At 31.3% G+C, this 14,239-nt stretch carries 12 protein-coding genes, 5 tRNA genes and 2 rRNA genes; 17 read left to right on the top strand and 2 right to left on the bottom strand.

All coding sequences use genetic code 11. From position 1 onward, the window contains the following. Positions 1 to 33: 33 nt before the first annotated feature. The 6 genes from HLB29_RS08345 to HLB29_RS08320 all read left to right on the top strand — a co-directional run bounded on the left by HLB29_RS08345 (position 34) and on the right by HLB29_RS08320 (position 6,043). The gene (locus tag HLB29_RS08345) at positions 34 to 1,947 is read left to right on the top strand and encodes a BglG family transcription antiterminator (RefSeq protein ID WP_185624709.1); all 1,914 of its coding nucleotides are present in this window, start codon (positions 34 to 36) and stop codon (positions 1,945 to 1,947) included. Positions 1,948 to 1,958: 11 nt separating this feature from the next. After that, complete coding sequence (locus tag HLB29_RS08340) at positions 1,959 to 2,396, top strand: PTS sugar transporter subunit IIA (RefSeq protein ID WP_185624708.1); 438 nt, start codon at positions 1,959 to 1,961, stop codon at positions 2,394 to 2,396. An 11-nt stretch (positions 2,397 to 2,407) separates the two neighbouring features. Beyond that, positions 2,408 to 2,689: a PTS sugar transporter subunit IIB gene (locus HLB29_RS08335; protein WP_185624707.1), complete on the top strand. Its 282-nt coding sequence runs from the start codon at positions 2,408 to 2,410 to the stop codon at positions 2,687 to 2,689. Positions 2,690 to 2,714: 25 nt separating this feature from the next. Then, positions 2,715 to 4,079, top strand: coding sequence for a PTS ascorbate transporter subunit IIC (locus HLB29_RS08330; protein ID WP_207719550.1), 1,365 nt, complete (start codon positions 2,715 to 2,717; stop codon positions 4,077 to 4,079). Positions 4,080 to 4,266: 187 nt separating this feature from the next. Beyond that, positions 4,267 to 5,109, top strand: a complete 843-nt coding sequence (locus HLB29_RS08325) for a transketolase (protein ID WP_207719549.1) — start codon at positions 4,267 to 4,269, stop codon at positions 5,107 to 5,109. 1 nt (position 5,110) lies between these two features. Then, the gene (locus HLB29_RS08320) at positions 5,111 to 6,043 is read left to right on the top strand and encodes a transketolase family protein (RefSeq protein WP_185624705.1); all 933 of its coding nucleotides are present in this window, start codon (positions 5,111 to 5,113) and stop codon (positions 6,041 to 6,043) included. 154 nt (positions 6,044 to 6,197) lie between these two features. Here the strand turns inward: HLB29_RS08320 and HLB29_RS08315 are convergent, their stop codons facing one another. Next, positions 6,198 to 7,190 (bottom strand): biotin--[acetyl-CoA-carboxylase] ligase, encoded by a 993-nt coding sequence (locus tag HLB29_RS08315; RefSeq protein ID WP_185624704.1) that lies wholly within the window; start codon positions 7,188 to 7,190, stop codon positions 6,198 to 6,200. A 225-nt stretch (positions 7,191 to 7,415) separates the two neighbouring features. On the opposite strand from HLB29_RS08315, the gene HLB29_RS08310 reads away from it, so the two are divergent. The 4 genes from HLB29_RS08310 to lysS all read left to right on the top strand — a co-directional run bounded on the left by HLB29_RS08310 (position 7,416) and on the right by lysS (position 11,430). Next, positions 7,416 to 8,210 (top strand): type III pantothenate kinase, encoded by a 795-nt coding sequence (locus tag HLB29_RS08310; protein WP_185624703.1) that lies wholly within the window; start codon positions 7,416 to 7,418, stop codon positions 8,208 to 8,210. Next, positions 8,200 to 9,156 carry a tRNA dihydrouridine synthase DusB gene (gene dusB / locus HLB29_RS08305; RefSeq protein ID WP_185624702.1) on the top strand — a complete coding sequence of 319 codons (957 nt, stop codon included), beginning with the start codon at positions 8,200 to 8,202 and terminating at the stop codon, positions 9,154 to 9,156. The genes HLB29_RS08310 and dusB overlap by 11 nt, the downstream gene beginning before the upstream one ends. Before the next feature lie 163 nt (positions 9,157 to 9,319). Further along, complete coding sequence (gene greA, locus HLB29_RS08300; protein WP_185624701.1) at positions 9,320 to 9,805, top strand: transcription elongation factor GreA; 486 nt, start codon at positions 9,320 to 9,322, stop codon at positions 9,803 to 9,805. Positions 9,806 to 9,906: 101 nt separating this feature from the next. Next, positions 9,907 to 11,430, top strand: coding sequence for a lysine--tRNA ligase (lysS, locus tag HLB29_RS08295; protein ID WP_185624700.1), 1,524 nt, complete (start codon positions 9,907 to 9,909; stop codon positions 11,428 to 11,430). Positions 11,431 to 11,640: 210 nt separating this feature from the next. On the opposite strand, the gene HLB29_RS08290 is transcribed toward lysS, so the two are convergent. Beyond that, entirely contained in the window at positions 11,641 to 12,822 is a 1,182-nt protein-coding gene (locus HLB29_RS08290) for a pyridoxal phosphate-dependent aminotransferase (RefSeq protein ID WP_185624699.1), read from the bottom strand. A 479-nt stretch (positions 12,823 to 13,301) separates the two neighbouring features. Between HLB29_RS08290 and rrf the strand changes: the two genes are divergently transcribed. From rrf to HLB29_RS09645, 7 genes are all read left to right on the top strand, one after another. After that, a 5S ribosomal RNA gene (rrf, locus tag HLB29_RS08285) occupies positions 13,302 to 13,419 on the top strand. Positions 13,420 to 13,424: 5 nt separating this feature from the next. Next, positions 13,425 to 13,514 (top strand) — tRNA-Leu (locus HLB29_RS08280). A 41-nt stretch (positions 13,515 to 13,555) separates the two neighbouring features. Beyond that, a tRNA-Ile gene (locus HLB29_RS08275) sits at positions 13,556 to 13,632 on the top strand. A 9-nt stretch (positions 13,633 to 13,641) separates the two neighbouring features. Next, positions 13,642 to 13,717, top strand: a tRNA-Trp gene (locus tag HLB29_RS08270). Between the two features lie 21 nt (positions 13,718 to 13,738). Continuing rightward, positions 13,739 to 13,815: transfer RNA gene (locus HLB29_RS08265), tRNA-Ile, on the top strand. A 6-nt stretch (positions 13,816 to 13,821) separates the two neighbouring features. After that, positions 13,822 to 13,897, top strand: a tRNA-Phe gene (locus HLB29_RS08260). Between the two features lie 256 nt (positions 13,898 to 14,153). Continuing rightward, positions 14,154 to 14,239 (top strand): 16S ribosomal RNA (locus tag HLB29_RS09645); the annotation flags it as partial.

Below are 14,239 nucleotides of genomic sequence, written 5' to 3'. Positions count from 1 at the left end.
AAGATGTATGTATTTGAAAGGGGATGAAAAGAAATGTATGAAACGCGGATAAAAAAAATATTCGATATACTTACTGAAGATATGACCTTTTATACATCTGAAGAAATCGGAAATATTTTGAAATGTAGTTCTAGAACGGTTAGGGATGAAATAAAGAATCTAAATATAATACTTGCCAATCATGGTGCAGAAGTAAAAACTGTATCAGGTAAAGGGTGTATATTTGAGATAAGTGATAAAAAGAAGTTTGAAATATTCATAAAATCAGAATGGCATAAATATGCTTTTGATAAAGAAGATTTTAATAATCCCCAGGCACGGATAGAATATATTTTAAAAGTATTGTTATTTAGTGATGTCTATTTAAAGGTAGATGATATATGTAATGAGTTATTAATAAGTAGATCTCAATTTAATAAAGATTTAAAAGTTGTAAAATCTATTCTGAAAAAATATAATTTGCAAATAAAAAGTAAACCTTATTCGGGGATAAAAATTTGTGGAAGTGAGTTAAACAAAAGAATAGCTATTGCAAATTGCTTATATAAAAATAAAATTAAAGAAGAAAATTTTTTTGATTTATCAGATGAGAATAATGAAAAGCTTTTAAATAGTATTAGAAATATTGTAATTCAATCCTTTTTAGATAATAAATACGAGATAACGGATATAGCTTTGAATAATTTAGTTATTCATCTTTATATAGCTATAAAAAGAATAAAATCCGGAGATCGAATGAATGTTGAAAAAAGTGAATTAATAAGGCTTAAAAGCAAAGAAGAATATATAATTGCAGTAAAAATAACAGAAAATTTATCGGAATTATTCGATGTGCAATTTCCGGAGTCAGAGATAGCATATATATCAATTCACTTATTAGGTAAAAAGATAAGCAACGAATCAAATGTTAATAGTATTCCTGCAGAGGTTGAAATTTTAATAATTGAGATGTTGGAAAAAATAAAAAAAGAGATTTATATAGATCTTACCGGAGATTTGGATTTGAGAATATCTTTGGGATTGCATATAACTCCTTTAATTGATAGGCTTCAGTATGGATTAGAATTAGGTAATCCTGTTTTAGAAGATATAAGAAAAGATGTATTGGCTTTCGATGCGGCAACGATAGCTGTGGATGTATTAAATAAGAAATATAATGTTGTTGTATCTGAAAATGAAATTGGATATATAGCACTACATCTAAGTGTGGCTATCAGTAGAACAAATGAAAAGACAAATAGAAAAAATATTTTAATAATTTGTGGTTCAGGAATTGGTACGGCAAATATGATGAAGTACAGATTTTTGAGGGAGTTTGAACGTTATATTGATAAACTCGAAACATGTGATTATATAAATGCTCAAAAGATCGATTTGGATAAATATGATTTAATTGTCACAAGTATTCCGATTACTAAAGAAACTAAAACAACAATAATTGAAGTAGGGTCTTTTTTGAAAAAAGAGGATATGTTACAGATTAAACCATTTATGGAAAATAATATAGGGAGATTGGAATTAAAAAACCTATTTTCGGAAAAACTATTTTTTACTAAATTAAAACTAAACAATTACTTTGAAGTATTAAAGTATTTATCAGATAGGATAAATGAAAATATAAAATTGAATGGCGATTTATATGAATCCATGTTAGAAAGGGAAAAGTTATCCATTACAGCATTTGAAAATGGTGTTGCAATGCCTCATCCTGTGAAACCGTTAACCAATAAAACTTTTATTACTGTAGCAATCTTAGATAAACCAATGAAAGTTAATAACAAAATAGTAGATTTAATAATATTATTGAATATAAGGGAAAAGGAAGATTCAAAAGAAGTGGAGGAATTTTATTATAAATTAGGTGCTTTTATGTGTGATGATGAAAAGATATTGAAAGCAAAAAAGTCAAAAAATTTGGACGAATTTTTAGAGATATTCGCTTATTAAGGAGGAAAAATATGACAGATATATTTTTAGAGGAAAATATACAGATAACGGATGAAATTTTAGGGTGGAGAGAGGCTATTAGAAAGTGTGCCCAACCGTTATTAGAAGGCAAGTATATAGAGGAAAAATATATTGACTCTATGATAAAAGTAGCCGAAGAAATGGGACCATTTTTCGATTTTGGAAAAAATATTGCCGTACCACATTCCAGACCGGAGAATGGAGTTAATAAAAAAGGGGTCTCACTTTTAAAAGTTAATAAACCGGTAAAACTTTTAGATTTGGAAGATCATCCTATTGATATTTTTATTGTTTTGGCTGCAGAAGATAATACTAGTCATTTGAATATATTAAGTGTTCTGGCTAATACTTTAGTAGAAGATAGTAAAGTTGAGAAATTAAAAAAATCTACTACTAAAGAGGAAATAATAGATATTTTTAAAAGTTAGGAGGAATTATTATGAAATTTTTAGCAATTTGTGGATCAGGACTGGGATCCAGCTTTATGGTTCAGATGAACATAGAGAAGATTTTAAAAGAGTTAGGGATAAAAAATGTGGATGTTGAGCACGCTGATATAAGTAGTGCTTCAAGTGGAGCAGCAGATGTATTTTTTATGGCTAAGGATGTTGCAGATGGTGTTCATTTGGCAGACAGAGTTGTGATTCTTGACAGTATTATAGACATGAATGAATTAAGAGAAAAAGTGACAAATGTATGCAAGGAATTAAATCTTGTATAGTAATTATGTAAGTTAGGAGGATCTTATGAACGTATTTATGACAGTTTTATTAGATATAGCAAAATCGCCGGCTTTTTTGGTATCATTAATAGCATTAATTGGCCTTCTTGTTCAGAAAAAATCTGCAGCGGATATTGTTAAAGGTACAATTAAGACTTTTGTAGGTTTTTTAGTTTTATCTGCAGGTGCAGGCGTAGTATCAGGTTCTCTTGAACCGTTTGGCGGAATGTTTGAGGCTGCATTTAATGTTAAGGGAGTTGTTCCAAATAACGAAGCAATTGTATCAATGGCTTTGCAGCAATTTGGTACAATAACGGCATTAGTGATGTTTTTCGGAATGTTGGCAAATATTTTAATTGCCAGATTTTCGAAAATGAAGCATATATTTTTAACGGGTCATCATACATTATATATGGCTTGTATGTATGCAGTCATATTCTCAGTGGCCGGATTTAAAGGAGTATCTCTTATCCTGGTTGGTGCTTTAGCATTAGGGGCAACAATGACTCTTTCACCATTTATATTGCAACCGTTTATGAGAAGGATGACAGGTGGAGACGGTGTCGGACTTGGGCATTTTGGCGGTGTCGGATATTGGTTAGCCGGTTCAATCGGGAAATTGGTTAGAGGGAAAAAGGAAAAAGTAGTGTCTACTGAGGATATTAATTTTCCTAAGGGCCTGGCTTTTTTAAGAGATTCTACGGTTTCAATAGCCTTAACTATGATGGTTATATATGTAATAATAGCAATTGTAGCCGGACCGCAATATGTTGCAAAAAATTATCCTGATGGTGGTAATTTTATAATATTTGCTTTGACAAAAGGCGGAGAATTTGCAGCAGGAGTATATATAATTCTTCAAGGTGTAAGATTAATTCTTAATGAGATTGTACCTGCATTCAAAGGTATTTCAGAAAAAGTGGTTCCGGATGCAATACCTGCTCTTGATTGCCCTATAGTTTTCACTTTCGCTCCAAACGCAGTATTAATAGGTTTCTTTTCGAGCTTCGTTGGCGGAATTGTAAGTATGATAGCTATGGGAGTTTTGGGAACAGTAGTAATACTTCCTGGTGTAGTACCTCACTTTTTCTGTGGTGCAACAGCAGGTGTATTTGGCAACGCTGAAGGCGGACTAAAAGGAAGTATTATAGGTTCTTTTATGCATGGAATATTGATAAGTTTCTTGCCTATATTCCTAATGCCTGTTCTTGGAGATTTAGGATTTGCAAATTCTACATTTTCAGATGCAGACTTCGGAATAGGAGGTATATTCTTTGGAACTCTTGCAAATAAAGGAGCTCAGGGTGCTGTAATTGCAGGTCTTGTGATATTATATGTACTTATATTTGGATATACTTTTTTCAAGAAGAAAGGTTCGGATGTAGAATAAGTATGGTTAAATAGAAATTTAATATAAATATTGGAAAGGAGGCTGGCTCAGAAGTCAATAAGTTTTTATCAAAAAATTAGGAGTATTGAGGAATAGATATTTCTATATTGATAAATATAAAAATGACTTTTGGGTCAGTCATTTTTATTTAAGTTTAAAGAGCAATTAATTAATTTGGGAGGAAATGATGAATAGAGATTTAAAAGCAACCGCTGATTTAATCAGATACTATACATTAAAAGAATTAGGCAGATTAGGATACGGTCACTATGGTGGTGCTTTATCTATAGTTGAAGTGTTGGCGGTTTTATATGGCAGTGAAATGAAATTTGATTCTAATAACCCGGAATCAGAAGATAGGGATTACTTTATACTTTCTAAGGGACATGCCGGTCCTGCCTATTACGCTGCACTTGCAGTTAGTGGATTTTTTCCGATAGATAATTTATTTACATTAAATGATAATGGGACAGATTTACCATCTCACCCAGATCGAAATAAAATCAAGGGTGTAGATATGACGACAGGTTCTCTGGGGCAGGGGATTTCTGTAGCAGCCGGACTCGCTTATTATTTAAAGTATAAAAATATGACAAATAGAGTATATTGCATAGTTGGTGATGGTGAATTAAATGAGGGGCAATGTTGGGAGGCATTTATGTTTATTGCACATCATAATTTGAACAACCTTGTAGTTATAATAGATGATAATAAAAAGCAATTAGATGGATATACTAAAGATATTTGTAATTTGTTTAGTCTCGAAGATAAATTCAGAGCGTTTGGATTTAATGTGGAAAAACTGAATGGAAATGATATTGAAAGTATTAAATCGGGATTTGATTCTGCTAGAAAAATTAAAGATAAACCTACAAGCATAATTCTCGATACAGTAAAAGGAGCAGGGGTGAAATTTATTGAGGATACTATGTCGAACCATCATATGAGATTAGATAAAGAAGCGACTGGAAAGATAAATGAAACAATTTTAGATTTGGAAAAAAGTCTACAGGAAAGGGGCCTATTATAATATGTATTCAGAATTAGAAATGAGAAAATCTTATGCTAAAACAGTTGAAAAATTATTTAAAAAAGATTCAAATATTTTTGCGTTAGAAGCGGATTTAAGTTCTTCAATGTCAACTTCCGGATTGAAAGAGATAATGGGGAAAAACTATATAAATTTAGGTATTATGGAAGCAAACATGATAGGTGTAGCATCCGGTATTAATTTGGCAGGAGGGTATTGTTTTGTGCATTCATTTGGCCAGTTTTTGACAAGGAGGGCGATGGATCAAATATTTATATCGTTGGGATATTCCAAGCTAAGTGCTTGTTTGGTGGGATCAGATGCAGGTGTAACTGCCGAACATAACGGTGGGACACATATGACCTTTGAAGATGTGGGGATACTTAGAATAATACCAAATATAGAAATATATGATGTTTGTGATCCTGTGCAATTTAATAAAGTACTGGAATACGCTTATGAAAGCAAAAAATTAATATATATTAGAACGGCTAGAAAAAAACAGGAGTTTGCTATTTACAGTGAAGAAACTAAATTTGAAAACACCGGTGCCAATATATTAAAAAAAGGAAAAAGTATCACTATACTAGCTTGTGGTATAGAGGTAAAAGAGGCTTTAGAAGCAGCTGATAAGCTTGAAAAGCATGGTATTTATGCCGAAGTCATAGATGTATATAGAATAAAGCCTTTAAATGAAGAAGTGATATTAAAGTCCGCACAAAAAACCGGGAGAGTTATAACCTGTGAAAATCACTCTATTAATAATGGTTTGGGATCTTCCGTTGCCGAGCTTTTAAGTGAGAAATATCCTATTAAAGTAAAAAGAATAGGTATAAATAATAGATTTGGTCAGGTTGGAAAACAAGACTATTTAATGAAAGAGTACAACTTGACTGCCGATGATATTGCAGGAGAAGCAATTAAATTGATTTAGAGAAAAACAACGTTTATTAAGTATCATAATATATGAAAATTAAGGAGTATCATCAAGTCAAAGTTTATGGCTTTTGAGAAAACTCCTTAATTTTCTGTATTTTTATGTACAACCGCTTTACTTATGGGAAGTTGTATAAAATGAGTCTGTGAAACTATACATAGGAATCTAAACCTCTAATAGATATTTCACCTGAAAAAATCGTTTCTAAAATTCCAAAACTATTTCTGATGACTAAATTACCGTGTTCATCAATATTTTCGGCAAAAACAATTTTTTTCTCACCATTTTTTAATATATATATATCTTTTCCTAAAACTGCGGAATAATCTCTAAGTATTTTTAGAACCTCATCATTGTCATCACATATGAATTTATCGTAATAATATTCAAAAGTCTCAAAAAATAATTTCAAAAATTGTTCTTTATTTAAATTATATCCTTCTTTTTTTATTGAAGTAGCCACATTGGAAATACTTTTTTCGAATTCTGAATTATATAGATTTATACCTATGCCTACTATTATATACGATATTTTGTCTATTTCAGCATTCATTTCCGTAAGTATGCCGGCTATTTTTTTATTATTAAGGATAATATCATTTGGCCATTTTATTTCGGTTTTTACAGATAGTTTTTCTAGTGTTTTTAAAAGTGAAGCTCCGGCTACTTGTGTTAGGAAACTGGATTTAATGATGGGTATGTTTGGTTTTAATATAATGCTGAAGTAAACTCCATCATTTTCTTTTGAAATCCATTTTTTGCCAGTTCTTCCTTTTCCATCTGTCTGTTCATTTGATATTATAACAGTGCCTTCAGGAGATTTTTCAGCTATATTATTTGCATATATATTTGTTGAATCTATGGTATCGAAAGAATATATTTTTTGTGCTATATATTTGGTATTTAAATTATATTTAATTTCATATGATGATAAAGTAGATTCCTTTTTCTTTCCTTCAAGTCTATATCCCGCTCCATTTTTTGATGTGATATTAAAACCTTCTTTTTGAAGTGTTTTGATGCCCTTCCATACAGAAGCTCTGGATAATCCTAATTGCTGAGAAATATATTCTCCTGAAATGTATTTGTCAGAATTATCCTTTAGAATATTTATGATAAATTCTTTTGTATTTTTTGTATTCATAATAAAAATAAAAATCCTTTCTCATTAGTTTTTATTCTGTATTAATTAAATAATTTCAATCGTATTTATTTAATTAATTAGAAAAAATTTATATATTTGATTATTATTATATCACAAAAATAATTGGTTTATGAATAATTGTATATAGCTTGATAATCTATGTTTGGGGTGATAAAATAATATTTGTTATTATAAAAATGGTTATTTTGAAAGAAAGGTAAATATATGTTATTAGTAATAGATGTTGGAAATACAAATATGGTATTAGGTGTTTATGATGATAAAACACTTATTAGAGATTGGAGAATAAATACCGACCTAAATAAAACTTCAGATGAATATGGAGTTCTTATAAAAAATTTATTTGATGCAAGTGATATTGGTTTAGGGACAATAGACTCTATAATAGTATCTTCTGTTGTGCCTGCTGTAATGCATTCACTTGAAAATTTTTGTAAAAAATATTGTAATATATCTCCATTGATTGTGGGACCGGGTATAAAAACAGGTCTTAATATCAAATATTATGATCCCAAAATGGTGGGTGCTGATAGAATAATTAATGCTGTCGCGGCAATAGCAAAATATGGAGCTCCGTTAATTATAATAGATTTTGGAACTGCTACTACATATTGTGCAATTTCTCGAAAGGGTGATTATTTAGGTGGGGCAATTTCTCCTGGAGTAAAAATATCAAGTGAGGCATTATTCCAAAATGCATCCAAATTGCCTAGAGTAGAATTGATAAAACCGGATACAATAATATGTAAAGATACTGTATCATCTATGCAAGCCGGAATTATTTATGGTTATGCCGGACAAGTAGAAAAAATAGTGAAAAATATGAAATATGAGCTAGGGGATGATAATGTTACGGTTATAGCTACAGGTGGGCTTGCGAATCTGATATCCTCTGAGACGGATGCAATAGATGTAGTGGACTCGAATTTATCACTTGAAGGATTGAGACAAATTTATGAAAAAAATCAAATAGAAAAGAGAGTTATTCATGAAGTTTAGGGATTTTGAAGTAGAAAATGAAGTTTTTCTAGCTCCTATGGCCGGTGTTACGGATTTACCTTTTAGACTTATTTGTAAGGAATTGGACTGTGGTCTTCTATATACGGAGATGATCAATGCAAAAGCACTTTGTTACGATGATCAAAATACAAAAAAAATGCTCAATATATTAACTGAAGAACATCCTGTAGCTATACAGATTTTTGGTAGTGAGCCGGAATTTATGGGAAAAGCTGCTGAGATTTTAAATGATTATCCTAATGAGATACTTGATATAAATATGGGATGTCCTGCTCCTAAGGTGGTAAAAAATGGTGATGGTTCTGCTTTAATGCGAAATCCGGAATTAGTTAAAAGAGTTTTGGATAGTGTAGTGTCTAAATCTAAGAAGCCCGTGACATTGAAAATAAGAAAGGGCTGGGACAATAATAGTGTGAATGCGCTTGAAATTGCTAAAATAGCTCAGGAAATGGGAATAGATGCAATAACTATTCATGGAAGAACCAGAGAACAATATTATTCGGGTAAAGCGGATTGGGAAATAATAAGAAGAGTGAAATCGGAGCTAAATATACCGGTGATAGGTAATGGTGATGTATGTAGTATAGATGATGCTATAAATATAAAAAAAATTACCAATTGTGATGCGATAATGATAGGGAGAGGTGCACAGGGCAATCCTTGGATATTTAGAAATATTAATCATTATTTTAAGTCAGGTGAAATTTTAGAACTTCCAAGCATATCTGAAAAAATAGAAGTGGCAATCAGACATATGGAGTATTCAGTAAAAGAACATGGTGAATATGTTGCTGTTAGAGAAATGAGAAAACATATTGGCTGGTATTTGAAAGGAATCAGAAATTCTGCTAGATTAAGAGATGAAATTAATAAGATGGAAGATTACAGGGAAGTAATAAAGGTTCTTAAAAATATTGACAAGTAGCATATTTTAGCATATAATATATCGGATATATTGTAAATTGTGTCAAAAATTGGCACAATTTATGTTTTAATTGGCAATACTTAGCTATAGACTGATTGAAATTAAGGTATTAGAAATTAATATTAATAAAATATAAAATGAAATTGAGTATGGAGGACTTAACATGGAGGAAAATAATAGCAAAGAAATAATCCTTACGCAGGAGGGATTCGATAAATTGGAAGATGAGTTGGAACTTTTAAAAACAACTAGAAGAAAAGAAGTTGCTGAAAGATTAAAAGAGGCTATATCTTTTGGTGATTTATCTGAGAATGCGGAATATGATGAGGCGAAAAAAGAACAAGCAGCATTGGAAGAAAGAATAATGGTGTTGGAAAATATGATAAGAAACGCCGTTATAATAGATGAAAATAGTGTTGATTTAAATATAGTTACTATAGGTTCAATAGTTAAAATATTTGATGAGGAATTCGGAGAAGAGATAGAATATACTATTGTTGGAAGTGCAGAGGCTGATCCATATGAATTTAAAATTTCTAATGAATCTCCGGTAGGTAGAGCATTATTAAACAGAAAAGTAGGAGATAAAGTAGAAGTAAATGTACCGGACGGCATAATTACTTTAGAGGTTCTTGAGATAAAAAGATAAATAATAAAAAGTAAATATAATAATATTTATAGACAGATTTAGATTTAATATAAAAATACGATAAATAGTAATCGAAATTAAAAATAATTAAGGAGGAAATAATGCAAAATAATAAGCCGGAAAATCAGGTAGAAAATCTTAGTGAAGTTCTAATGGTAAGAAGAGAAAAACTTAAGAACTTGCAGGAGATGGGAGAAGATCCTTTTAAAATAAGTAAGTATAATGTTACTCATCATTCAGATGAGATTAAAAATAATTATGATAAATTAGAAGGTAAGCACGTAAGTATTGCCGGACGAATTATGTCTAAAAGAATAATGGGAAAGGCTTCTTTCATGCATCTACAAGATCAAAATGGTAGAATTCAGGTATATGTAAAAAGAGATGATGTAGGAGTAGACGATTATAAAAAGTTTAAGACTTTTGATATGGGTGATATAGTTGGTGTTGAAGGTTTTGTATTTAAGACTAAAACTGAAGAAGTTTCTATTCATGCCGAAAAGATATTACTTATGTCAAAATCACTTCAAGTTCTTCCTGAAAAATATCATGGTTTAAAAGATGTTGATTTAAGATACAGACAAAGATATGTAGATCTTATTGTAAACCCGGAAGTAAAAGAAGCATTTTTAACAAGAACAAAAGCATTAAAGGCTCTTAGAAACTATTTGGACAATCTTGGATTTTTGGAAGTTGAAACTCCTATATTGAATACTATAGCAGGCGGAGCTAATGCAAGACCATTTATTACACACCATAATACTCTTGATATACCAATGTATTTGAGAATAGCCAATGAATTATATTTAAAGAGATTAATAGTTGGTGGATTTGATAAAGTATATGAAATGGGTAGAATGTTTAGAAATGAAGGTATGGATATGAAACATAATCCTGAATATACGGCAATAGAGTTATATCAGGCTTATGCGGATTATGAAGATATGATGGAAATAACTGAAAATGTAATTTCACACATGGCTGAGGTCGCAACTGGAAGTATGAAAATTAATTATCAGGGGACTGAAATAGATTTTACACCTCCTTGGAAAAGAATGACGATGGAAGAATGTGTAAAAGAATATTCGGGTGTAGATTTCTCAGTAATAAATACAGATGAAGAAGCACTTGCAATTGCAAAAGAAAAAGGTATTGAAATAACTCCGGGTATGAGACGTGGAGAGGTAATTAACGCATTTTTTGAAGAGTTTGGCGAAGATAAATTAATACAGCCAACATTTATTACACATCATCCGGTGGAAGTATCCCCTCTTGCAAAGAGAAACGCTGAAGATCCTAGAAAAACAGATAGATTTGAAGCCTTTGCGAATAAATGGGAGCTTGCTAATGCATTTTCAGAATTAAACGATCCCATTGATCAAAAGGGAAGATTTGAAGATCAGGTAAGAAAAAGAGAATTAGGTGATGACGAAGCCTGTGAAATGGATGAAGATTTCATCAATGCGTTAGAGGTAGGACTACCTCCAACAGGAGGCTTAGGTATAGGTATAGACAGAGTAATAATGCTTCTTACAAATTCACCATCAATAAGAGATGTATTATTATTCCCAACGATGAAACCTTTGAATACTCAAGTTGAGGGAGATGAAGAAACGGAACTTTAAGAAAACGGTATAATAGAAATTTTAATAGGAAATATTATAAAAAATATTGGCTATTATCAATGGATCGTTTTGCACTAACTTTATAAAAGTATAGTCGCATTTTATAAATTGATAATAGCCAATTTCTATTTTTATATATAATTTATAGACAAAATCTGAACTGATATTTCAATTTAAAAATTACTTTTTTATTCTTATTCGTTGGTAATATTAAATGAACTTGTTTATATATTTTTCAAGTCTATTTATTCCCTCTAAAAATTCGTCCTCATGGCAAGCATATGAAATTCTTATATATTCATCAATACCGAAAGCTTCACCGGGAACTACAGCGACTTTTTCTTCTTCTAAAAAGTTTTGGCAAAACTCAACAGAAAAACTATTTTTGTACTTGTATTTTTCCTTTACTTTAGATAAATCTATAAAAATATAAAAGGCTCCGGATGGCTCTACATAAGAAATATTTTTTATTTTATCAAGTCTTTTTGTAATAAGCTCACATCTTTTTTTATAAGTCTGAACCATATGATTCATATCTTCTTCACATTCCCTTAATGCGCCAAGGCCAATATATTGAGATGTAAGTGAAGGGTGTGAAACAATATGACTTTGTATAGTAGACATAGCTTTTGCGATTTCTGTGTTTGAGGCTGTATATCCTAATCTCATACCTGTCATAGCCACGGATTTGGCAAAACCGTTAATAGTTATTGTTATATTTTTAATATTCTCGCTTAGGGAAGCTATAGAGACAAAAGAATCATTAAATCTAATTTTTTCATAAATTTCATCGGCTATTATATAGATTCCTTTTTCTAGACAAAATTCTGCTATTTCCATTAGTTCATCTCTTGTATAAACTGCACCGGTTGGATTAGACGGATTTGTAATAACTATCATTTTTGTTTTATCGGTTACTACTTTTGCCAAGTCTGATTTCGTAACTTTGAAATTATTTTCTTTTTTAGTAGGAACTTCTATTGGTATCGCATTGGTGATTTTTATTATTTCTGAATAACTAACCCAATATGGAAGAGGGAGTAGAATCTCATCTCCCGGATCAGTTACTGCAAGAATTGTATTTGTTATTGAATTTTTTGCACCACTTGATAAAACTATTTGATCCGGTGTATATGAAATTTCATTTTCCTTATTTAGCTTTTCGCAAATGGCTTCTCTTAATTCAAGTATTCCGGCAACCAGATCATATTTTGTTTTATTATCATCAAGTGATTTTTTTCCGTATTCCTTTGCTTTTTCAGGAATTGTGAAGTCAGGTTCACCTATGCTAAGGTTTATAACATTTATTCTGTTTGATTTCATTTCCTTTACCTTTGAACTTATGGCTACAGTAACTGAAGGTGTGACATTTTTTAATCTTGAAGATAGCATAATTTCCTCCTTAGAATTCTATTAATTGTTATTTATTATTGCTATATAGTTTTTATTTAATTAAATGCATCTTTCGTTTAATTAAAATCTTGCTTTAAAATTTATTTTATAACAATTGTGAGAATTTGTATAGCTTAATAATGAATTAAATACGAATATTTTTTAAAAAAATATATTGTTTTTTGGATTATATTAAATAAAGCACGAACATTTGAGTGGGTTTTGGGATAATCAAAAGTAATTAAAGAAAAATATAAAAAAATAATTAAAAAAATATTGACACAGAAATGCAATGGTGATATAGTATATCTTGTCCTTAACAAGTAGGAGATAAATAATAATTTATTTGCGGAAAGCAATATGGATTTATTAAAAATTATAGCTATTGAATTTTAGTTATTTACTAAAAAATATTTTTTGAGAAAAAAGTCATAAAAATATTGACGTGTTTTTTAAAAGATGCTATAATATACAAGCTGTCGAATGATGACAGAAAATTNGGATACACCTGTTCCCATTCCGAACACAGAAGTTAAGCTCTTTAGCGCTGAAGGTACTTGGCGGGAAGCTGCCCGGGAGAATAGGACGTAGCTACGTGAAGTGCCGAAGTGGCGGAACTGGCAGACGCACAGGACTTAAAATCCTGCGAAACTTATACTTTCGTACCGGTTCGATTCCGGTCTTCGGCACCACATAGTAGATAATAGATACTCTAGAATGATACCAACATTGTGGACCATTAGCTCAGTTGGTTAGAGCGCCCGGCTCATAACCGGTAGGTCCGGGGTTCGAGTCCCTGATGGTCCACCATTTAACCATAGGGGTGTAGCTCAGTTGGTAGAGCGTCGGTCTCCAAAACCGTGCGCCGGGGGTTCGAGTCCCTCCACCCCTGCCATTTAATGAAATAATAAAATAAGGGCCTATAGCTCAGGTGGTTAGAGCGCACGCCTGATAAGCGTGAGGTCGCTGGTTCGAGTCCAGCTAGGCCCACCAATTTAAGCCTAGATAGCTCAGTCGGTAGAGCAGGGGACTGAAAATCCCCGTGTCGGTGGTTCGATTCCGCCTCTAGGCACCATAGAAATGAACTTTGAAAATTGAACAGCAGGTTAATTCAATAAGCTTTTTAAGCAAATTGATTAATCGTTTAAATAATAATAAGACTATGTAAGTTTTGTTAGAAATTTAAACCACAAACAAACCAAGCCAGATATTTCAAATGGGATAATAGCTGAGCAGATAAACTTTTTTTAAATATGAAGGAAGCTTTCTTTAAAAGCTGACTGAATATCATAAAAATTGACCTATACCCTAAAAGGTAAAAAAGGGGAATTTTTTTAGAGAGTTTGATCCTGGCTCAGGATGAACGCTGGCGGCGTGCCTAACACATGCAAGTCGAGCGCGGTTGTGCTTAGTATTG

The sequence above is a fragment of the Peptostreptococcus canis genome (assembly GCF_014229965.1).
Taxonomy (GTDB): domain Bacteria; phylum Bacillota; class Clostridia; order Peptostreptococcales; family Peptostreptococcaceae; genus Peptostreptococcus; species Peptostreptococcus canis.
This window is presented reverse-complemented; position numbering and strand designations above follow the sequence as displayed.

Excerpts from the sequence above, each read along its gene's own strand:
- HLB29_RS08320 (WP_185624705.1), top strand. The coding sequence starts at position 5,111 with ATGTATTCAGAATTAGAAATGAGAAAATCTTATGCTAAAACAGTTGAA.
- HLB29_RS08310 (WP_185624703.1), top strand. The coding sequence starts at position 7,416 with ATGTTATTAGTAATAGATGTTGGAAATACAAATATGGTATTAGGTGTT.
- HLB29_RS08290 (WP_185624699.1), bottom strand. The coding sequence starts at position 12,822 with ATGCTATCTTCAAGATTAAAAAATGTCACACCTTCAGTTACTGTAGCC.
- HLB29_RS08330 (WP_207719550.1), top strand. The coding sequence starts at position 2,715 with ATGAACGTATTTATGACAGTTTTATTAGATATAGCAAAATCGCCGGCT.
- HLB29_RS08335 (WP_185624707.1), top strand. The coding sequence starts at position 2,408 with ATGAAATTTTTAGCAATTTGTGGATCAGGACTGGGATCCAGCTTTATG.
- HLB29_RS08325 (WP_207719549.1), top strand. The coding sequence starts at position 4,267 with ATGAATAGAGATTTAAAAGCAACCGCTGATTTAATCAGATACTATACA.
- greA (WP_185624701.1), top strand. The coding sequence starts at position 9,320 with ATGGAGGAAAATAATAGCAAAGAAATAATCCTTACGCAGGAGGGATTC.
- HLB29_RS08345 (WP_185624709.1), top strand. The coding sequence starts at position 34 with ATGTATGAAACGCGGATAAAAAAAATATTCGATATACTTACTGAAGAT.
- lysS (WP_185624700.1), top strand. The coding sequence starts at position 9,907 with ATGCAAAATAATAAGCCGGAAAATCAGGTAGAAAATCTTAGTGAAGTT.
- dusB (WP_185624702.1), top strand. The coding sequence starts at position 8,200 with ATGAAGTTTAGGGATTTTGAAGTAGAAAATGAAGTTTTTCTAGCTCCT.
- HLB29_RS08340 (WP_185624708.1), top strand. The coding sequence starts at position 1,959 with ATGACAGATATATTTTTAGAGGAAAATATACAGATAACGGATGAAATT.
- HLB29_RS08315 (WP_185624704.1), bottom strand. The coding sequence starts at position 7,190 with ATGAATACAAAAAATACAAAAGAATTTATCATAAATATTCTAAAGGAT.